Origin of the sequence: Pseudomonas sp. MWU16-30317, from assembly GCF_020515695.1 — a bacterium.
Taxonomy (GTDB): domain Bacteria; phylum Pseudomonadota; class Gammaproteobacteria; order Pseudomonadales; family Pseudomonadaceae; genus Aquipseudomonas.
In genome coordinates this window covers 66,770-86,469 of the sequence record NZ_JAIWJA010000006.1, presented here as the reverse complement: position 1 = coordinate 86,469, position 19,700 = coordinate 66,770, and the positions used below count along the sequence as shown (strand labels likewise).

At 62.5% G+C, this 19,700-nt stretch carries 15 protein-coding genes and 1 pseudogene; 2 read left to right on the top strand and 14 right to left on the bottom strand.

What is annotated here, in order from left to right:
- Positions 1-118: 118 nt before the first annotated feature.
- The 12 genes and pseudogenes from LIX93_RS17965 to dibA form a co-directional block, all read right to left on the bottom strand.
- Positions 119-3,199, bottom strand: a complete 3,081-nt coding sequence (locus tag LIX93_RS17965) for an efflux RND transporter permease subunit (protein ID WP_226505402.1) — start codon at positions 3,197-3,199, stop codon at positions 119-121.
- Positions 3,196-4,260, bottom strand: coding sequence for an efflux RND transporter periplasmic adaptor subunit (locus LIX93_RS17960; protein WP_226505401.1), 1,065 nt, complete (start codon positions 4,258-4,260; stop codon positions 3,196-3,198). Before LIX93_RS17960 ends, LIX93_RS17965 begins: the two co-directional genes overlap by 4 nt.
- Positions 4,257-5,342, bottom strand: coding sequence for an efflux RND transporter periplasmic adaptor subunit (locus tag LIX93_RS17955; protein ID WP_226505400.1), 1,086 nt, complete (start codon positions 5,340-5,342; stop codon positions 4,257-4,259). Before LIX93_RS17955 ends, LIX93_RS17960 begins: the two co-directional genes overlap by 4 nt.
- 255 nt (positions 5,343-5,597) lie before the next feature.
- Positions 5,598-6,383: a MetQ/NlpA family ABC transporter substrate-binding protein gene (locus LIX93_RS17950; protein ID WP_226505399.1), complete on the bottom strand. Its 786-nt coding sequence runs from the start codon at positions 6,381-6,383 to the stop codon at positions 5,598-5,600.
- Between the two features lie 119 nt (positions 6,384-6,502).
- Positions 6,503-7,321, bottom strand: a pseudogene (locus tag LIX93_RS17945) (sigma 54-interacting transcriptional regulator); the annotation flags it as partial.
- Between the two features lie 71 nt (positions 7,322-7,392).
- Complete coding sequence (locus tag LIX93_RS17940; protein WP_226505398.1) at positions 7,393-7,974, bottom strand: alpha/beta hydrolase; 582 nt, start codon at positions 7,972-7,974, stop codon at positions 7,393-7,395.
- 237 nt (positions 7,975-8,211) lie between these two features.
- The gene (locus LIX93_RS17935) at positions 8,212-9,201 is read right to left on the bottom strand and encodes a sulfate ABC transporter ATP-binding protein (protein ID WP_226505397.1); all 990 of its coding nucleotides are present in this window, start codon (positions 9,199-9,201) and stop codon (positions 8,212-8,214) included.
- A gap of 3 nt (positions 9,202-9,204) precedes the next feature.
- Positions 9,205-10,068 (bottom strand): sulfate ABC transporter permease subunit CysW, encoded by an 864-nt coding sequence (gene cysW / locus LIX93_RS17930; protein WP_226505396.1) that lies wholly within the window; start codon positions 10,066-10,068, stop codon positions 9,205-9,207.
- Between the two features lie 13 nt (positions 10,069-10,081).
- Positions 10,082-10,900, bottom strand: a complete 819-nt coding sequence (gene cysT, locus LIX93_RS17925; RefSeq protein ID WP_226505395.1) for a sulfate ABC transporter permease subunit CysT — start codon at positions 10,898-10,900, stop codon at positions 10,082-10,084.
- Between the two features lie 131 nt (positions 10,901-11,031).
- Positions 11,032-12,042 (bottom strand): sulfate ABC transporter substrate-binding protein, encoded by a 1,011-nt coding sequence (locus LIX93_RS17920; RefSeq protein ID WP_226505394.1) that lies wholly within the window; start codon positions 12,040-12,042, stop codon positions 11,032-11,034.
- A gap of 68 nt (positions 12,043-12,110) precedes the next feature.
- Positions 12,111-12,293, bottom strand: coding sequence for a sulfur starvation response protein OscA (oscA, locus tag LIX93_RS17915; protein ID WP_226505393.1), 183 nt, complete (start codon positions 12,291-12,293; stop codon positions 12,111-12,113).
- A gap of 144 nt (positions 12,294-12,437) precedes the next feature.
- Positions 12,438-14,342: a phosphodiesterase DibA gene (gene dibA, locus LIX93_RS17910; RefSeq protein WP_226505392.1), complete on the bottom strand. Its 1,905-nt coding sequence runs from the start codon at positions 14,340-14,342 to the stop codon at positions 12,438-12,440.
- 145 nt (positions 14,343-14,487) lie between these two features.
- Between dibA and desA the strand changes: the two genes are divergently transcribed.
- Together desA and LIX93_RS17900 are read left to right on the top strand one after the other, a co-directional pair.
- Positions 14,488-15,672: a delta-9 fatty acid desaturase DesA gene (desA, locus tag LIX93_RS17905; protein WP_226505651.1), complete on the top strand. Its 1,185-nt coding sequence runs from the start codon at positions 14,488-14,490 to the stop codon at positions 15,670-15,672.
- Positions 15,673-15,830: 158 nt separating this feature from the next.
- Positions 15,831-16,820 carry a sensor domain-containing diguanylate cyclase gene (locus LIX93_RS17900; protein WP_226505391.1) on the top strand — a complete coding sequence of 330 codons (990 nt, stop codon included), beginning with the start codon at positions 15,831-15,833 and terminating at the stop codon, positions 16,818-16,820.
- A gap of 125 nt (positions 16,821-16,945) precedes the next feature.
- Here the strand turns inward: LIX93_RS17900 and LIX93_RS17895 are convergent, their stop codons facing one another.
- Together LIX93_RS17895 and gabT are read right to left on the bottom strand one after the other, a co-directional pair.
- Entirely contained in the window at positions 16,946-18,151 is a 1,206-nt protein-coding gene (locus tag LIX93_RS17895) for a response regulator (RefSeq protein WP_226505390.1), read from the bottom strand.
- 114 nt (positions 18,152-18,265) lie between these two features.
- A complete protein-coding gene (gene gabT, locus LIX93_RS17890) occupies positions 18,266-19,546 on the bottom strand; it encodes a 4-aminobutyrate--2-oxoglutarate transaminase (protein ID WP_226505389.1) in 1,281 nt (426 codons plus the stop codon).
- Positions 19,547-19,700: the final 154 nt, after the last annotated feature.

The window sequence follows — 19,700 nt, the reverse complement described above, 5'->3', positions numbered from 1 at the left end:
TTACCCGCCATGACCTGTAGCGAGGGGCCTGCGCGTCCGGCGCCGAACAATCGTGCCAGCAACCTCGGCATCGACACCGGATCGGGCGCAAGCCCCCGTTAGCGGGGGCAGCAGGCGATCAGGCGTTAGCTGGATGCTGCTCTTTACGCTCGCCTTCTGTCGGCTCCTTGATCCGATACCAAGCCACATACAGCGCCGGCAGGAACAGCAACGTCAGTAGCGTGGCGATGATAATGCCGCCGATCATCGCGTAGGCCATCGGCCCCCAGAACACTTCGCGGGCGATAGGGATCATGCCCAGGCTGGCCGCTGCGGCCGTCAGCAGGATCGGCCGGCGCCGGTGTTGGGTTGCCTCCAGCACCGCGTCCCAAGGCAGGTAGCCGTCACGCTCATACTCGTCGATCTGCGTTACCAGGATCACCGAGTTGCGGATGATGATGCCGATCAGCGCCAGGATCCCCAGAATCGCCACGAAGCCCATGGGCGTGCCGGTCGGCACCAGCGCAAGCACCACGCCGATCAGCCCCAGCGGTGCCACGCTGGCCACCAGGAACATCTTCTGCACACTGTGCAGTTGGATCATCAGGAAAGTCGCCATCAAAAACAGCATCAACGGCACCACGCTGGCGATCGGGCCCTGCGCCTTGCCGCTCTCCTCCACCGTACCGCCCGTGGCCACCTTGTAGCCTGGCGGCAGGCCGGCGGCGAACTTGTCGATCTGCGGCTTGAGCTGGTTCACCAGGTCGGTCGGCTGGATCTGATCGCGCACGGCTGCCTTGAGGGTGATGGTCGGGTGCCGATCACGGCGCCACACCAACGGCTGCTCCAGTTCGTAGCGCACGGTCGCGAACGCCAGCAGCGGGATCGACACGCCACGGGGGGTGACGATCTGCAGGTTCTGCAGGGTTTCCGGCGAGTTGCGCTCGGCATCCTCGGCGCGGCCGACCACGTTGACCAAGTAGATATCGTCGTTGACCTGAGTGACTGCCGCACCGCTGACGATGCTGTTCATCAGCTTGGCCACGTCCTCGGACGACAGCCCCAGTTGCCGGGCCTTGTCCTGAGCGATATCAATGCGCAGTACCTTGCCGGGCTCGTTCCAGTCGTAGATGGTGTCCGCGACATGCTGATTGGTGTCCAGCAAGGCCCCCAACTCAATAGCATGCTTGCGCACCTGATCGAGGTCCTTGCCGCTGACCCGATACTGGATCGGCCGGCCCACCGGCGGGCCCATCTCCAGCGTTTGCACATAGCTGCCGATGCCGACGAAATCCTTGCGCAGGCGCTCGCGCAACCGGGTCATCAACGCGCCGCGCTCCTCCAGGCCCTTGCTGACGATGATCAGCTGCGCGTAATAGGGGTTCTCAAGCTGCTGGTCGAGCGGCAGATAGAAACGAATCGCGCCCTGGCCGATGTAGGTGCTCCAGCGCGCGATGTCCGGGTCGTCCTTGAGCGTGGCTTCGAGCCGGTCGACGGTGCGCCGGGTCTCGTTGATCGAGGCGTTCTGCGGCAGATTGAGGTCCACCAGCACTTCCGGCCGATCGGACGACGGGAAGAACTGGTTCTGCACGAAGCGCATGCAAAACAGCGCCACGGCGAACAACAGGATGGTGAAGCCGATCGTCAGCCAGCGGTGGCGCATGGCGAACAGCAGGCCGTGATTCAAACCGCGGCCGATGCGCCCGGGCTCATCGCTATGGGGCTTGACGTTCTTGCTGCTGAGGATGTGCACGCCGATCACCGGCGCAAACACCACGGCCACCGCCCAGGACACCAGCATCGCTACGGCGATCACCGCAAACAGGGTGAAGGTGTATTCCCCGGCGGAACTGTTGTTGAGGCCGATGGGCACGAAGCCCGCCACCGTCACCAGCGTGCCGGTGAGCATCGGGAAGGCGGTCGAGTGATAGGCGTAGGTGGCCGCCTGTTCACGGGTGTCGCCCTTCTCGAGGCGAGTGACCATCATCTCCACGGTGATCATGGCGTCGTCCACCAGCAGGCCGAGGGCAATGATCAGCGCTCCGAGGGAAATCCGCTGCATGGTGATGCCGCTGTATTCCATGAACACGAACACCATCGCCAGCACCAGCGGGATCGAGCAGGCCACCACCAATCCGGCGCGCATGCCCAGGCTGATGAAACTCACGATCAGCACGATGACCACCGCTTCGAACAGCGCACTGGTAAAGCCGCCGACGGCTTTCTCCACCACCTCGGCCTGATCGGACACCACATGCACGCCCACGCCCACCGGCAAGTCGGCGGTGGACGCGGTCATGCGTTCGTGCAGCGACTTGCCGAACGACTGGATATTGCCACCTTTGCGCATGGCGATGGCCAGGCCGATCGCTGGCTGGCCGTTGTAGCGGAACAGCGGCTTGGGCGGATCGGTGTAGCCGCGCACGATCTCGGCCACATCGGCAAGACGATAGAAGCGATCGTTGACCCGCAGGTTGACGTTCTCCAGGTCCTTTTCCGACTTGAACTGCCCCGAGGTGCGCACGCTGATGCGCTCCGGTCCAGCCTCGATCACCCCTGCCGGCGTCACCGCATTCTGCGCCTGCAGAGCCTGCACGACCTGGTTCTGATCCAGGCCCAGCGCAGCCAGCTTGCGGGTCGAGAAGTTGAGGTAGATCACCTCGTCCTGGGCGCCGATCATCTGCACCTTGCCCAGGTTGGGCACCGAGCGGATGTCGCTGCGCACTTGCTCCACGTAATCGCGCAGCTGGCGCATGCTCATGCCGTCGGCGGTGAAGGCGTAGATGGAACCGAACACGTCACCGAATTCATCGTTGAAGGCCGGCCCTTGCAGGCCTTGGGGGAAGTCGCCGCGAATATCGTCGATCTTCTTGCGCACTTCGTACCAGATCTGCGGAATCGCCTTGGCGTTGGTGGTGTCGCGCAGATACACGAACACCGTCGACTCACCAGGGCGGGTATAGCTTTTGGTGTAGTCGAGGGAGTCCAGCTCTTCGAGTTTCTTCTCGATGCGGTCGGTGACCTGCTTGAGGGTTTCTTCCTGAGTCGCACCGGGCCAGCGGGTCTGGATGACCATGGTCTTGATGGTGAAGGACGGGTCTTCCTCGCGGCCCAGATTGAGGTACGAGAAGACCCCCATCAGCAGGCCGACGAACATCAGATACCACACGAACGACTGGTGCTTGATGGCCCAGTCGGACAGGTTGAAGCTCCCTTTCATTGCGGGCCTTCCTCATCTATTTTTATTTTCTGGCCCGGTTTGAGGCTGTGGACGCCGGCGGTCACCACGCGCTCGCCGGGCTTGACGCCGTTGCCGATCAACGCCAGGCCGGCACTGCGCGAGAGCACCTGAACGTCACGCACTGACACGGTACTGGCCTGCGGATCGATTACCCACACCTGGGTCTTGCCGTCGGTTTCGAGCAGGGTGCTGAGCGGCAGTTCGATCTGCGGCGCGATCGCCGAGCTGAGGGTCACACTGATGGCCGTGCCGAGGCGAAAGCCTGCGGGCGTGTCGGCCAGCGTCAGCCGCGCACGGCGGGTGCGAGTGCTGCTGTCGGCCTGGGGTTCGATTTCTCGCACCACGCCGGTGGTCTGCTGGCTGGGATCGAGTTGCGCCGAGACCTGCATCTGCACGCCGAGCGGCAAGCGCGAGGCTAGCTCGGAAGGCAGGTCGATGACCGCTTCCTTGATGTCCGGCCGCGCCAGGGTGACGATCTGCTGGCCCGCGGCGACAGTCTGCCCGGCCTCGGCCTGCCATTGGGTGACGATGGCCGCATGATCGGCGCGCAATTCGCTGTAGTTGAGCTGATCGCGGCCTTGGCTAACGGCGGCCTGGGCTTGATCGCGGGAGGCCTTGGCGGTTTTCAGGTCGGTCAGGGCGATGTCCAGCCCGGCCTGTGCGCCGACGCCACGGTCGAACAGCTCTTGCTGACGACGGGCATTGGCCTGGGCATTGATGTATTGCGCCTCGACCCGAGCCAGGTCGCCTTGGTTGGAGCGCAGGCGATTCTGTTGGTCGGTGGGGTCAAGCACGGCCAGCAGTTGATCGGCCTGCACCTGAGCGCCGACATCGACTTCGCGGCGGGCGATGCGCCCGGCCACGCGAAAGCCCAAGGTACTTTGATAGCGCGCCTCGATAGTGCCAGCGAAGCGCCCCAGCTGAGCCTGATCCTGCGCGCTGACCAGCATCGACAGCACCGGACGCACGGGTTCGGGTGGCGGTTGTTCCTTGGAGCAGGCGCACAGCAACAGACAACCGGTCAGTAGAGCCCGCTTCATTGCTTGACCTCATCAGCCACTTCAACCTGCATGCCGGGGTGCAGCAACTGGCCCCCGGCGACTACCACTCGCTGGCCTTGATCCAGGCCATCGCTGATGATCACCTGGCCGGTGAGGTAACGGCCCACCGTGACCCGCTGCAGGGCGACCTTGCTGTCGTTGTCGACCAGCCACACGGCAGGGTCCTTGGCGTCCTTGGTCAACGCCGCCCACGGCAGCGAGACGCTGGATTTGCCCTGGCCTACCAGCGCGCCGCTGACCACCGCGCCCAGTGGCATTTGCGCGGGCACCTGCGACAGTGCCACCTTGACCTGCAGCGTGCCGGTGTCGGCCGAGACCGCTGGGGTGATTTCACGAATGCGGCCGGTGGCTTTGATCGCCGGATTGTCGAGCAAGCTGACCGTGACGGGCTGATCGGTGGGTGGCTGCACGAACAGCGATTCGTAAACGTTGAAGACCGCATCGCGCTCGCCATCACGGGCCAGGCTGAAGATCGGCGCGGTAGCCTGCACCACCTGCCCGACCTCGGCTTTGCGTGCCGTGATGACGCCCGGCGCATCGGCCACCAGCGCCGTATAACCCAGCTGCTCGCGGGCGTTGGCCAGCTGCGCGTTGGCAGCGGCCAGGGCGCTCTGGCTGCTGCGCAGCGACGCCTGGGCGGAATCGTATTCACTGCGGCTGGTGTAGCCCTTGGGCAGCAACTTGGCCTGACGCTCGAAGGCGGCCTGGGCCTGCGTGACCCGTGCCTGCTCGGCGCCGACCTCGGCCTTGGCGGAATCGACATTGACCTGCAGGTCCTTGGGGTCGAGCTGCGCCAGCACCTGCTTGGCGGTGACTCGATCGCCGACATCGACCTTGCGCTGGACGATCTTGCCGCCCACGCGGAACGACAGCTCAGTCTGCACGCGGGCCTGAATATCACCGGTCATGTTGGCGGTGCTGGCAAAATCGGCGGGTTGTACCGGCTGTACCCGCACGCGGACCAGCTCGGGCGCCGCTGGCGGGGCATCGTCGCAAGCAGACAGGGCCAGGAGGCTGACCAGGCACAGGCCGAGCCGCCACCGTGAGAAAGAGACAGCCATGCAGGCTCCTTTGCGTGCGCTGAAATGATCGAGAGGGGGACGCGCAGTGACTATGCGACTGCGAGCGGGCTGAAAGGGTTCCTTATAGCATTTGCTATGCACGCATGACACGCACGAACCCAATTTTGGCGGATCCGCCATACAGATGCAGCGAGGGGGCTTGCCCCGAAAAATCTCGCCTCCCTGCAAAAATCCGAGGAGGGCGAAGATCTTTCGGGGGCAAGCCCCCTCGCTATATGGGTTCAGGCTAAAGGCTTAGAACGCAGGCAGTACGGCGCCTTTGTATTTTTCCGCGATGAAGGCTTTGACCTCAGGGCTGGTCAGCGCCTTGGCCAGCTTCTGGATGGCGTCACTGTTCTGGTTGTCAGGACGTGCCACCAGGAAGTTCACGTACGGCGAATCGGCGCCTTCGATCACCAGCGCATCCTTGGCCGGGTTCAGGCCCGCTTCCAGCGCGTAGTTGGTGTTGATCATGTCCAGATCGACCTGGTCCAGTACGCGCGGCAGCATGGCCGACTCAAGCTCCTTGAACTTCAGGTGCTTGTCGTTCTTGACGATGTCTTTCGGCGTGGCCAGGGCGTTGGTCGGATCCTTCAGGGTGATCAAGCCGGATTTTTGCAGCAGCAGCAAGGCGCGGCCGCTGTTGCTGCCCTCGTTAGGGATGGCCACGGTGGCGCCGTCTTTCAGATCAGCCAGTTTGGTGACCTTCTTCGAGTAACCGCCAAAGGGTTCGACGTGCACGCCGACAACGGTGATCAGGTTGGTGCCTTTGCCTTTGTTGAAGTTGTCCAGGTACGGTTTGGTCTGGAAGTAGTTGGCGTCCAGATGCTTCTCGGCGACCTGCACGTTCGGCTGCACATAGTCGGTGAAGACTTTGATTTCCAGGTCCACGCCTTCTTTGGCCAGGGTCGGCTTGATCAGCTCGAGGATCTCGGCGTGCGGGATCGGCGTGGCCGCGACCACCAGTTTTTCGCCGGCATGGGCGAAGCCTGCCAGGGACAGAGCGGCGGCGAAAGCGGTCAACAACAAAGTCTTTTTCATGGATGATCTCGATTTTATAAGGGCGCCAGCGAGCTGGCTTGCGCGCGACGATACCGACTCTGGTAGCGATGCAGAAATACCTTTTAATCAGGTACTTATATCTATTTTGTAGCAAGCCCGATCGGCAGATTGAGGTGCTCGGGCAGGATCACGTCGGCACTGCTCACCAGCAGGGCAAAATGTATGACGTTCTCCAGCTCGCGAGTGTTCCCCGGCCACGGGTGCTGGTCGAGCAATTGCTGCGCAGCATCGCTGATCAACGGCACCGCCAGGCCCAGGCGCTGGCTGTAGATACCGAGGAAATATTCGGCCAGCGAAGGGATGTCGCCCGGGCGATCACGCAAGGGCGGCAGCTCCAGTACACCTTCGTGCAGATAACGAAGCAGGCGCTCGTGGAATTTACCCGCCGCCACAGCCTTGGACAGGTCGATGCTGGTGGCCGCCACCAGGCGCACGTCCACGGGGCTAGGCTGATGGGCACCGACCCGCGTCACTTCGTGGTTCTCCAGCGCGGCCAGCAGTTTGGTCTGGATGGCCAGCGGCAAATCACCGATCTCGTCCAGATACAGGGTGCCGCCGTTGGCCGAACCAAACCACCCGGCACGGCTGCTGACCGAGCCGCTGTGGGCGCCGGCGGCATACCCGAACAATTCGGCATCGGCGTAGGTCGGGCTGATCGCCCCGCAATTGACCGACACGAACAGACCGGCACGATCGCTGCCACGGTGAATGTGCCGGGCCAGCAGTTCCTTGCCCGTGCCTGTTTCACCGTGGATGAGCACCGGCACCGACTTCGGCGCCAGGGTCTCGAGCTGCTCGCGCAGCTGCCGCGAGCGTGGATCGACAAACACCAGCGCCTTGGCACGAATGCTCAACGGGCTCTTTTCGGCATCGGGGAAGGTCAGCAATGGCTGGGCGAAAAGGTCTTGCACACTCATGGGAAACTCCCGCCGTCACCCAATGGGGGTGGCAGCGTTATAAGAACGAATTTTGGAAAAACCTTGTGGCGTCAGGCGCGGCGCAGCGACCCTTGCTCCAGACGGCTTTGCAGGCGATACAGGTAGGCGAACCCCTGCTCCCAGCGCTGATGTCCGGACTTGACATTGATGTGGCCGGCACCGGTGAGGATGCCGATTTCGGCACCCCAGTCACGGGCAAGTTCCATCGCCCGCGTAGCGCTGATGGCCGCATCGTTGTCGGAGCTCACCACCTGGCTCGGGAACGGCAGCAAGTGCCGTGGGATAGGTGCGAAATTTTGCAGCGCTGGCGGGCAGTTGGGACGCTCGACATCGGCCGGCGCCACCAGCAGCACACCCTGGACTTGCTGCAACAGTGCGCGAGGCGCCTGCGCAGCCCAGTGCACCACGGCCATGCAGCCCAGGCTGTGAGCGATGAGGATGACCGGGCCGGCGGCGGCGATGATCGACTGCTCGAGCGCCGCGACCCAATCCGCGCACGACGGCGTCATCCAGTCGGCCTGCTCGACACGGCTGCTGTTCGGCAGGCTGCGCTGCCAATGGCTCTGCCAATGATCATCGGCAGAGCCTTGCCAGCCCGGCACGATCAGGTAGCGGATGGAGTCGTTGCGCATGAGAGGGAGCCTCCTGCCAAAAAAATACGTTGTCAGAGGCTTAGTATAGGGGCGAGTTTTATATTCTCTAAGGAATAAGAGGCTATTTATTAATAACCAAAAATCACATAAAAAAGTTTATCAGCCGTTATAACGGCATGCGGGCATAGCCCGCCCCCACAGGCTTCTTGTAGACCCGTGGGAGCAGGCTCGCAGCTCCGGCGGCGAGGTGGCCATCACAGGCGCCACCAAACCTGCCTAGATACCCGAAACCTTCTGCCACACCTTCGGCTTGAAGAACAACGTCTCGCCGCGCGCCAAGCCCACCAGGCTGTCGTGATCCTTGACCACCTCAGCCTCGATCAAGTCCGGCTGGCCTTCCACCTTCAACGTCACTCGCGTCGTCGCACCCAGTGGGCGGATATCGCGTACTTCGGCGGCGTGGTGGTCTTCCAGCTCGCTGCGCGACAGCGACACCTCGTGGGGGCGGAACAGCACGTGCTCTTCACCGCCCAGATGCAGACGGTTGGAGTCGCCGAGGAAGTGATAGACAAAATCGCTGGCCGGGTTCTCGTAGACCTGCCCCGGCGAGCCGATCTGCTCGATCTTGCCCTTGTTCATCACCACGATGCGGTCCGCCACTTCCATGGCTTCTTCCTGGTCGTGGGTCACGAACACCGAGGTCAGGTTGATGTCTTCGTGCAGGCGCGCCAGCCAGCGGCGCAGCTCCTTGCGCACCTTGGCATCCAGTGCGCCGAAGGGCTCGTCGAGCAGCAGTACCTTGGGCTCCACCGCCAGCGCGCGGGCCAGGGCGATACGCTGGCGTTGGCCACCGGACAATTGCTCGGGATATCGATCGGCCAGCCAGTCGAGCTGCACCATGTTCAGCAGCTCGTGGACCTTCTCGGCAATGCGGGTCTCGTTGGGGCGCTCGGCCTTGGGCTTCATGCGCAGGCCGAAGGCGACGTTGTCGAACACTGTCATATGGCGGAACAAGGCGTAGTGCTGGAACACGAAGCCGACGTTGCGATCGCGCACGTCATGGCCCGAGACGTCTTCGCCATGGAAGACGATATTGCCCTGATCCGGCGTCTCCAGCCCGGCGATGATACGCAGCAGGGTGGTCTTGCCACATCCCGACGGCCCCAGCAGCGCCACCAACTCGCCGCTCTGGATGTCCAGATCGATGCGGTCGAGGGCCTGAAAGGCATTGAATCGTTTGCTGACGTTACGCACTTCGATCGACATGATTTATTCCTCCGCGGCGCTATTGCGCAGGCGGTTAATACGGGACTCGCTCCACTGCTTGAGCAGCAGGATGAAGAGCGCCAGGATCAGCAGCAGGCTGGCCACTGCAAACGCAGCCACGTGGTTGTATTCGTTGTAGAGGATCTCGACGTGCAGCGGCAAGGTGTTGGTCACCCCGCGGATGTGCCCGGACACCACCGACACCGCGCCGAACTCGCCCATCGCCCGCGCCGTGCAGAGCACCACGCCGTAGATCAGGCCCCACTTGATATTGGGCACCGTCACGTACCAGAACATCTGCAGGCCGTTGGCACCGAGCAGGCGCGCGGCCTCTTCTTCCTGAGTGCCCTGCTCCTGCATCAGCGGGATCAGCTCGCGGGCGACGAAGGGCACAGTGACGAAGATGGTCGCCAGCACGATCCCCGGCAGGGCGAAGACGATCTGGATGTCGTGATCCTGCAACCACGGCCCAAGCAACCCCTGAGCGCCGAACATCAACACGTAGACCAGGCCGGCGATCACCGGCGAGACCGAGAACGGCAGGTCGATCAGGGTGACCAGGATGGTCTTGCCGCGGAAGCTGTACTTGCTCACGCACCAGGCCGCGCACACGCCGAACAGCAAGTTGAGCGGCACCGAAATGACCACCGCCAGCACGGTCAGCTTCAGCGCCGACAGCGCGTCCGGCTCGAAGATAGCGGTGAAGAAGGCGCCCAGGCCGGAACTCAGCCCCTGGGACACCACGATAAACAGCGGCAGCAACAGGAACAGCGCGAACACCAGCCAGCCCAGGGTGATCAGGATGCGCCGTGAAAGTACGCTGCCACGCCGCGCGGCATTGGCCGCCGAAGTAGTGGACGAAGACATGTTCAGCGCTCCTTCAAGGGGTTTCGATACGCCGCTGCAGCAGGTTGATCAGCAGCAACATGATGAAGGAAACCACCAGCATCATCACGCCGATGGCGGTGGCGCCGGTGTAGTCGTATTGATCGAGCTTGACCATGATCAGCAGCGGCAGGATCTCGGTCTTCATCGGCATGTTGCCGGCGATGAAGATCACCGATCCGTACTCGCCCACGCCCCGGGCCAACGCCAGCGCGAAGCCGGTCAGCCAGGCGGGCAGCAAGGCCGGCACGAGGATGTGGCGAAATACCTGCAGCGGCTTGGCGCCCAGGCAGGCGGCGGCTTCTTCGACTTCACGGGGGATGTCGGCGAGCACTGGTTGCACGGTGCGGACCACGAACGGCAGGGTCACGAAAGTGAGCGCAAGGGTGATGCCGAGCGGCGAGTAGGCGATCTTGAAGCCCAGGTCGGTGGCGAAGCGGCCGACCAGGCCGTTGGGCGAATACAGCGCGGTGAGCGCGATGCCGGCCACGGCCGTGGGCAGGGCGAATGGCAGGTCGATCATGGCGTCGATGATCTTGCGACCGGGGAAGGTGTAACGCACCAGCACCCAGGCCAGCAAGGTGCCGATGATGCCGTTGATGATGGCGGCGGCCAGCGCCGTGCCAAAGCTCAACTTGAGCGCCGCCAGCACCCGTGGTGCGGTGACGATGGTCCAGAACTGGTCCCAGGTCAGCTGGGCGGCATGGATGAACATCGCCGCCAGAGGAATCAACACAATCAGACTGAGGTACACGATGGTGTAGCCCAGCGTCAGCCCGAAGCCGGGTATGACGGGGGAGATACGACGCGACATAGTGGTCCTTGGTTTGGCAGATTGCAGCTACGCGTTGGCCCCTTCGCGGGGGAGAGCCCGCTCCCACAGGATACGCACACGCCTGTGGGAGCAGTCTCTGACCGCGAAGGGGCCAGCCGCCTAAGCGCTGATTACTGCGCCTGATAGATCTGGTCGAAAATCCCGCCATCGTTGAAGAATTTCGGCTGTGCAGTTTTCCAGCCGCCGAAGTCCTTGTCGATAGTCACCAGGTTGAGTTTCGGGAATTGCGCAGCGTATTTGGCCGCGACCTTCTCGTCACGCGGGCGGTAGAAGTTCTTCGCTGCGATCTCCTGGCCGGCCGGGCTGTACAGGTGCTCGAGGTACGCCTTGGCGATCTCTTCGTTGCCCTTCTTCTCGGCGTTCTTGTCGACCACGGCGACCGGTGGTTCGGCCAGGATCGACAGCGACGGGGTGACGATGTCGAACTTGGCGTCGCCGCCGTCTTCTTTCAGCGCCAGGTGCGCTTCGTTTTCCCAGGCCAGCAAGACGTCGCCCTGACCGTTGTTGACGAAAGTGATGGTCGAGCCACGCGCACCGGTGTCCAGCACCGGGACGTGCTTGAACAGGGTCTTGAGGTATTCCTTGGCCTTGGTTTCGTCACCGCCGTTGGCTTTCAGGCCGTAGGCGTAGGCCGCCAGGAAGTTCCAGCGCGCGCCACCCGAGGTTTTTGGATTAGGCGTGATGACCGAAACGCCGTCCTTGGTCAGATCGCCCCAGTCCTTGATGCCTTTGGGGTTGCCCTTGCGCACCAGGAACACGATGGTCGATGTGTACGGGGTGCTGGCATCCGGCAGGCGGGTCTGCCAGTTTTCGGGCAGGGTCTTGCCGAGCTTGGCGATTTCGTCGATGTCACCGGCCAGGGCCAAAGTCACCACGTCAGCGCGCAAACCATCGATCACCGAACGCCCTTGCTTGCCCGAACCACCGTGGGATTGCTGGATCTTGACGGTGTCGCCAGGATGATCCTTGGTCCAGAAGCTTGTGAATTCGGCGTTGTAGTCCTGGTACAGCTCGCGGGTCGGGTCATAGGACACGTTCAGCAGCTCGTAGTCTTTGGCGACGGCGGAACCGGCAAATACGGCGCTGGCGATGGCGGCCAACGCATAACGGCGAATCGACATGAATGATGCTCCTGGAGTGTGGTTCACGCTTCTGATGGGCGCTTTGGGTGAAACGGTAGTCGATTGGCTCAGCTGGGCTTGTTGCCCTGATGCTGAAGCCGGAATTTTTCCTTGCGCTCGATTTGCACGACCTGAGCGTTGTGCACGGTGATTTCCACGGCACCGAAGCGCAGATCGCGCAACGCGCTTTGAATTTCACGCAGGATGGTGGCTTCGTCCTGTCCGTCGACACTACGCAGAGGTGCGCTCATGATCATGCTCCTATGGCAAGGGGTGCTCTGCTGAGGCAGGGCTTGAGCGAACTATAAAAGAGGCGGGATATTCTTAAAAAGACTATTTAAGAATGCTTATATAACCAAATAAACATTGTTCAATCTGCCCGCCAGCTACTGTCGCTACAAGGCCTGCGCCCACTGAAGCTGCTCGGGAGGCACAGGACGACCGAAGCCATAGCCCTGGCCAAGTTCGCAGCCATGGCGGCGCAGGAACTCGCCCTGCTCGGGCTGCTCGATGCCCTCGGCATGCACCTGTAAGCCCATGCTGTGGGCCAGAGCGATGATGGCGCGGACGATGGCGATATCGTCTTCGTCATCTGGAAGACCGGCCACGAAGCCCTGGTCGATCTTCAGCTTGTGCACGGGCAGGCGCTTGAGGCGCAGCAACGACGAATAACCGGTGCCGAAATCATCGATCGCCAGGCGCAGGCCCAGCGCGCGCAAGCTGTGCAACTGCTCCAGTGCACGGTCCGGGTCGTCCATGACCGCGCTCTCCGTCACTTCCACTTCCAGCAGCGCCGGGTCCAGCCCGGTGCTGTCGAGGACCTGGGCAAACCCGGCATTCAGGTCAGCGTGTCCGAACAGCCGGCTCGACAGATTGACCGCAACGAATGCCAGCGCTCGCCCTTGGGCCTGCCAGGCGACCATCTGCTCGCAGGCCTGGCGCGTGACCCAACGATCGATATCGACGATCAAGCCGCTGTCTTCGGCCACCGGAATGAACTCGATCGGCGGCACCAGGCCGCGCTGCGGGTGCATCCAGCGCACCAGCGCCTCGACGCCGACCATGGCCCCGCTGCCGAGGTCGTGCACCGGCTGGTAATAGACGCGCAGTTCTTCCTGCTGCAAGGCCCGGCGCAGTTCGGCGCCCACCTCCAGACGCTGGCGGGCGTGGGCCGTGAGCGCTTCGGTATATAGGGCGTAGCCGCCGCGGCCGCTGTTCTTGGCCTTGAACAGTGCTGAATCGGCGTTGCGCAGCAGTTGCTCGGCGCTGCTGGCATCATCGGGGAACAGGCTGATACCCACACTGGCGCCCACGAACAGCGTTTGCTGGTCGAGCGTGAACGGCTCCTTGAGCGCGTTTGCCAGGCGCTGCGCCACTTCGGCGGCCTGGGCGACCTGCACACAGCTCTCGATCAGCACGGCAAACTCGTCGCCGCCCAGCCGCGCCAAGGTCATGCTCTCACCCATCAACGCCTCCAGGCGCTGGGCGACGGCCTTGAGCAGGCGATCACCCGCCGCATGGCCGAGGCCATCGTTGACGCTCTGGAAATGATCGAGATCGATGAACAACAGCGCGCAAACACGCTTGTGCGCCCGCGCCGCGCTCAACGATTGCTCGACGCGGTCGCTGAACAACAGGCGATTGGGCAACTCGGTGAGTGGGTCGTGATGCGCCAGGCGGGTCAGCTCTTGCGCCGAGCGCTTGCTGGCGCTGACATCGGAAAACACTGCGACATAATGGGTAATGGCGCCGCGCGGGGTGCGGATGACGCGGATGGTCTGCCATTGCGGGTACACTTCGCCGCTTTTGCGCCGATTCCAGATCTCGCCATGCCATTCGCCCTTGGCATCGAGATCGGCGAACAGTTGATGGTAGAAGGCAGGATCATGACGACCGGACTTGAACTTGCTCGGATTGCAGCCGATAACCTCTTCAGCGCAGTAACCGGTGATGTCCATGAACGCTCGGTTGACGTGCACGATCTGGCCTTGAGCGTTGGTCACCAGCACGCCTTCAAGGGTGCTGTCGAACACCGCAGCGGCCATGCGCAGGCGGTCTTGCTCGGCACGACGCTGGGAGCCCTCGGCAGCCAGGTCACGCAGCAGCCTGGAACGCGCAAACAGCAGCACCAAGGCGCTGAGCACGATCCAGAAATATCCGCTAATCATTTGCCCATGGGCAATTTGGACGGAATCATCGAAAAATCTGCTCAATATTTGATCAGTGAGCACATACCAGAGCACCGACAGTGCAAGGTAAGACAGCGCTACACGCAGCGCATTTCGGGAGGGTACGGCCATTGTGTTGCAAAACCCTTACACTGAAACGGCGATTATAAGCAGCGTACATTCTGCCACCATTCTTTAAAATCGCGACTGGTTTTATCCCGGCGCATGTTGATAATGCCGGTCACGGTTTCACTTTCTACCGAGGGCTTTCTTGCCTATGTGGTACAACGGTTTTCTCGATTTATCGCCTTGGCAACTGGTGGCCATCACCCTGTTGCTGACTCACGTGACCATCCTCAGCGTCACGATCTACCTGCATCGCTATTCGGCGCACCGCTCGTTGGAGCTCAATGCCGGGCTCAAGCACTTCTTTCGTTTCTGGCTGTGGTTGACCACGGGCCAGAATACCCGCGAGTGGACTGCCATCCACCGCAAGCACCACGCCAAGTGCGAGACCGTCGACGATCCGCACAGCCCCGTCATCAAGGGCCTGGGCACGGTTCTGCGCACCGGCGCCGAGCTGTATCGCGCCGAGGCGCAGAACCCGGAAACACTGCGTATCTACGGCAAGAACTGCCCCGAGGACTGGATCGAACGCAACCTGTACAGCCGCTACAAGCTGGGCGGCATCGCCATCATGGCGGTCATCGATATCGCCTTGTTCGGCGCGCTCGGCCTGACCGTCTGGGCCGTGCAGATGATGTGGATCCCCTTCTGGGCTGCCGGCGTCATCAACGGCCTGGGCCACGCAATGGGCTATCGCAACTTCGAGTGCCGTGACGCCGCCACCAATCTGGTGCCCTGGGGCATCATCGTGGGCGGCGAGGAGCTGCACAACAACCACCATACCTACCCGAACTCGGCCAAGCTGTCGGTGCGCAAGTGGGAATTCGACATGGGCTGGATGTGGATCCGCATCTTCAGCGCCCTGCGCCTGGCCAAGGTGCAGCGCGTGGCACCGATCGCCCACCGCGTCGAAGGCAAGGGCCACCTGGACATGGACACCGCCATGGCCATCCTCAACAACCGATTCCAGATCATGGCGCAGTACCGCAAGCTGGTGATCGCGCCGCTGGTGCAACAGGAACTCGATCGCGTCGACCAGTCGGTGCGCCACCAATTCCGCCGGGCCAAGCGCCTGCTGTCGCGCGAAACCAGCCTGCTCGATGATCGGCACCAGCAGCGCATACAGGGCATGCTGGAGCACAGCCACGCGCTCAAGGTGATCTATGAGAAGCGCCTGGCACTGCAGCTGATCTGGGCGCGAACCAGCGCGAACGGCCATGACATGCTGGCCGCCATCAAGGAGTGGGTACAGGACGCTGAAACCAGCGGTATCCAATCGCTGCACGAGTTCGCCGCCCAGCTTAAAACCTACTCGCTGCGCCCTGCCCTGGCGTGAGCCGTCCATCGGTACGCCCCCGTAAATAGGGGGCGTCTGTCGGAACTTCGTAACAATTTTTTACTCTCAGGACATACTCGCCGTGTCAGCGGGCAGTGCCGTGGCTGCCTATCGCTTGCGCATTTCGCCATAGACCCCACGCCTTTTGAGATGCACCCATGATGGGTATAAAAAAACCGCATTCGATTCCGTTCAAGCAGATGCCCGAAGCCGCTGAGACATTGATGGCGTTGATGCATGCTCAGGGGGAAGTGGCACGCCTGAGCGAGCGCGAGCAATTGTTCAGCTCGCTCTTGGTGAGCGTCAATGCGGTGCTCTGGGCGTTCGACTGGGAAACCCAGCAGATGATCTATGTCAGCCCGGCCTACGAGCGCATTTTCGGGCGCTCGGCCGGACTATTGCTGGCGGACTACAACGAGTGGCGCGACAGCATCTACCCTGACGACCTGGATTACGCCGAACGTACCCTGGCCGAGGTGCTGGAGAAAGGCTCGGTCGTCGACCGCGAATACCGCATCATCCGCGCCGACGGGCAAGTGCGCTGGATCAGCGACAAGTGCTTCGTCAATCAGCAAGTGGATGCAAGCAAGGTCATCGTTGTCGGAATCGCCGAGGACATCACCGAAAAGAAGCACCTCGAAGGCGAGCTGCAACGCCTGGCCACCACCGACGTGCTGACCCAGAGCAGCAACCGCCGGCACTTCTTCGAGTGTGCCCATCGCGAGTTCGAGCAGGCCAGGCTGGACGGCACGCCCATGGGCTTTCTGCTGCTGGACATCGATGACTTCAAGATCATCAACGACTCCTACGGCCACCCTGCGGGCGATCAGGTGCTGCAGCGTATCGCTGAGAGCGGCAAAGGCGCGTTGCGCCGCGGCGATCTATTCGGGCGCATCGGTGGCGAAGAGTTCGCGGCGGTATTCCCAGGCTGTGCGCCAGAGATGGCCAAGCAGATTGCCGAACGCCTGCAGCGCGAAATTCAGCGTCTGAGCTTCAACCACAACGGCAAGCAATACGGCGTGACGGTGAGCCAGGGCCTGACCAATCTGAGCCCGGAAGACGAGATGCTCGACGCGTTGTTTTCTCGCGCGGATACGGCAATGTACCAAGCCAAACGTCAGGGCAAGAATCAGATCGTGCTGGCGTAGTCTTTATCGAGACGGGCTGGCAGTGCCCGGCCTCTTCGCGGGCAAGCCTTGCTCCCACAGTCGTTTACCTGTGCAAGCAAAGTGAACAGCATTGGGGACGCACAGCCCATCAGGCCACTACGCGCTCAGCTACGTCGCATCCGCTGCAACTCCACCGGGCTGATCTTCAGTAACCGCGCGGTCTTGCCTTTAATCACCGCGTCCAGATCCTCGCCCGGCTTGAGCCGAGCCATCTGCGCCGCCAGATTCATCGCCAAGGCATCACGCGAATACACCCCGCCGCCCAACTGGTAGATCGCCGCGATCAGCTCGCGCAGTTCCAGCGGCAGCCGCCAGCGCGTGCGCAGCGCCGAGCCAAAACCCGCACCGTATTGCTTCAGGGAGTTGGGGATGTCTTCTTCCGAAAGGCTACCGCCGGCCAGGGTCCATTCCTGCAGACAGCGCAGCAGCGCCAGGTCGCCTAGGCAGTGCAGCAGCCCCGCGCAGTAACAACGTTCCTGGTCGAGGCCCATCAAACGCGCCAACGTGCGCCCGTATTCAGCGGTGTGCAACGACAAGTCCCAATAGTGCTCGGCAGGCTCGGCCAGGCGCGGGTCGGTGAGCCGTGCGGCCCGCTTGAGCGTCAGGCCCAGGATCAGGTTCATGCTCTGGGTCGCGCCCAGTCGGTTCATGGCCTGCAACAGGGTTTGCGCCGGGCCTTCGCGGTGCTGCGCGGCACTGTTGGCGGCAGCGATTAGCACGGCAGTGATCTGCGGATCGGCGCGCACCTCTTCTTCCAGCAACTTGAGGTTCAAGCCATCAGCCTGCAGGCTGCGCTTGACCGCCACCTGCACGTCCGCCAACAACGGCGCACCGTCGGACTGCTCGCGGCGGCTGTCCAGAAACCGATTGAGGACCATCCCCGGCATGATCGCCGGCACTTCACAAAATACCGGGGCGCCGCCGCTGAGCAGCAAGGTTTCGAGGCGTTGGCGCAGTGACTCGACATTCAGGGGTTTGGTCAGATACGCCGTAGGCGCCAGTGGCAAGGCCTCGCGCACGCTGGCGGCGTCGCTGCGGCTGCTGATCAGGATGAACGGCAGGATGCGATCCGACCGGGTCCGCCGCGCGTGGCGCAACAGGTCCAGCCCATCCACGCCCGAAAGCTCGCGCGAGGCCAGCACCAGATCGGGATGCTGCGCCAGCCTGGCCACCGCCTGCAAACCGTTCTCGCAGATGTCCACCACAGCGTCGCAGCGCACGGTCAGGATAATCTGGGTCAAGAGGTCACGGGTCCAAGGGTCGGTCTCCGCAATCAGTATTCGCGGCGCCGTCACCGACTCTTCGCTCATCTTCAGTCGCTCCCTGCAATCAAAAGGCTATTGATCTACTTATTAACGGCCGGTATTGCCGTTTGTGCAAAAAAAAACCCGCCGAAGCGGGTTTTTTCATTCAACGATGAGAACTCACGCCAGTTCGGCGAAGCACTCTTCGATGATGGCCAGGCCTTGCTTCAGTTGCTCGTCCGGTGCGGTCAGCGGCACCAGAATGCGCAACACGTTGCCGTAAGTGCCGCAGGACAGCAGGATCAGGCCCTTGTCGCGAGCCTTGGAGACCACCTGCGCCACCGCTGCAGCGTTCGGCTTGTGGCTGTCACCGCCTTCGAACAGCTCGATGGCGATCATCGCGCCCAGAGCACGGACATCGCCGATGACCGGGTACTTGGCCTGAATCGCCTTGAGCTCGGTGACGATCAGCTCGCCCACCGACTTGCTGCGATCCAGCAGGTGCTCTTCTTCGAACACCTCCATCACCGCCAACGCCGCCGCACAGGCGATCGGGCTACCAGCGTAGGTGCCGCCCAGGCCACCTGGAGCGATGGCATCCATGTACTCGGCCTTGCCACACACGCCGGCCAGCGGGAAGCCGCCCGCGATCGACTTGGCGAAAGTGGTCAGGTCAGCAACCACGCCCATTTGCTCCATGGCGAAGAAGGTGCCCGTACGGCCAGCGCCGGTCTGTACTTCGTCGGCGATCAGCAGAATGCCGTGCTGGTCGCACAGCGCGCGCAAGCGGGTCATGAACGCCTTCGGCGCCACATAGAAACCACCCTCGCCCTGAACCGGCTCGATGATGATCGCGGCGATGTCCTTGGGCTCGGCATCGTTTTTGAAGATGCGCTCGATGCTGGCGATGGAGTCGTCGACGCTGACGCCATGCAGCTCGCACGGGTACAGGGCGCGGAACACACCGCCGGGCATCAGGCCCATGCCGGCCGAGTACGGCACGACTTTACCGGTCAGGCCCAAGGTCATCATGGTGCGGCCGTGGTAAGCGCCGGTGAAGGCGATCACGCCAGCACGGCCGGTAGCGGCACGGGCGATCTTGACGGCGTTCTCGACCGCTTCCGAACCGGTGGTCACCAGCAGGGTCTTCTTGGCGAAGTCGCCCGGCACCTTGGCGTTGATTTTTTCGCACACTTCAACGTACGGCTCGTACGCCAGCACCTGAAAGCAGGTGTGGGTGAGCTTGTGCAGTTGCGCCTCAACGGCGGCGATCACTTTTGGATGCACGTGGCCGGTGTTGAGCACCGCAATACCGCCGGCGAAGTCGATGAACTCGCGGCCTTCGACGTCAGTCACGGTAGCGTTCTGCGCCGACTCGGCGAAGATCGGGTGAATCTGGCCCACGCCGCGGGGTACGGCAGCGACGCGGCGCTGCATCAGGGATTCGTTGGTCTTGCTCATGATGTCCTCATTCGCCGCTCATCGGTCGGCGTGGTTCAAGGAGAAAACAGCCAGGGTCAACGGTGGCAGCATACGATGATCGACTGCCACGGCCTCCCGACTGGAAAATGATAGTGCGGGCCAAACGCCCTTGGAGCGTCGCTCTCGCGCCCCA

What these genes read in the sequence shown, in the direction of transcription:
- LIX93_RS17965 (WP_226505402.1), bottom strand. Translation starts at nt 3,199, where the DNA reads ATGAAAGGGAGCTTCAACCTGTCCGACTGGGCCATCAAGCACCAGTCG.
- LIX93_RS17960 (WP_226505401.1), bottom strand. Translation starts at nt 4,260, where the DNA reads ATGAAGCGGGCTCTACTGACCGGTTGTCTGTTGCTGTGCGCCTGCTCC.
- LIX93_RS17955 (WP_226505400.1), bottom strand. Translation starts at nt 5,342, where the DNA reads ATGGCTGTCTCTTTCTCACGGTGGCGGCTCGGCCTGTGCCTGGTCAGC.
- LIX93_RS17950 (WP_226505399.1), bottom strand. Translation starts at nt 6,383, where the DNA reads ATGAAAAAGACTTTGTTGTTGACCGCTTTCGCCGCCGCTCTGTCCCTG.
- LIX93_RS17940 (WP_226505398.1), bottom strand. Translation starts at nt 7,974, where the DNA reads ATGCGCAACGACTCCATCCGCTACCTGATCGTGCCGGGCTGGCAAGGC.
- LIX93_RS17935 (WP_226505397.1), bottom strand. Translation starts at nt 9,201, where the DNA reads ATGTCGATCGAAGTGCGTAACGTCAGCAAACGATTCAATGCCTTTCAG.
- cysW (WP_226505396.1), bottom strand. Translation starts at nt 10,068, where the DNA reads ATGTCTTCGTCCACTACTTCGGCGGCCAATGCCGCGCGGCGTGGCAGC.
- cysT (WP_226505395.1), bottom strand. Translation starts at nt 10,900, where the DNA reads ATGTCGCGTCGTATCTCCCCCGTCATACCCGGCTTCGGGCTGACGCTG.
- LIX93_RS17920 (WP_226505394.1), bottom strand. Translation starts at nt 12,042, where the DNA reads ATGTCGATTCGCCGTTATGCGTTGGCCGCCATCGCCAGCGCCGTATTT.
- oscA (WP_226505393.1), bottom strand. Translation starts at nt 12,293, where the DNA reads ATGAGCGCACCTCTGCGTAGTGTCGACGGACAGGACGAAGCCACCATC.
- dibA (WP_226505392.1), bottom strand. Translation starts at nt 14,342, where the DNA reads ATGGCCGTACCCTCCCGAAATGCGCTGCGTGTAGCGCTGTCTTACCTT.
- desA (WP_226505651.1), top strand. Translation starts at nt 14,488, where the DNA reads ATGTGGTACAACGGTTTTCTCGATTTATCGCCTTGGCAACTGGTGGCC.
- LIX93_RS17900 (WP_226505391.1), top strand. Translation starts at nt 15,831, where the DNA reads ATGATGGGTATAAAAAAACCGCATTCGATTCCGTTCAAGCAGATGCCC.
- LIX93_RS17895 (WP_226505390.1), bottom strand. Translation starts at nt 18,151, where the DNA reads ATGAGCGAAGAGTCGGTGACGGCGCCGCGAATACTGATTGCGGAGACC.
- gabT (WP_226505389.1), bottom strand. Translation starts at nt 19,546, where the DNA reads ATGAGCAAGACCAACGAATCCCTGATGCAGCGCCGCGTCGCTGCCGTA.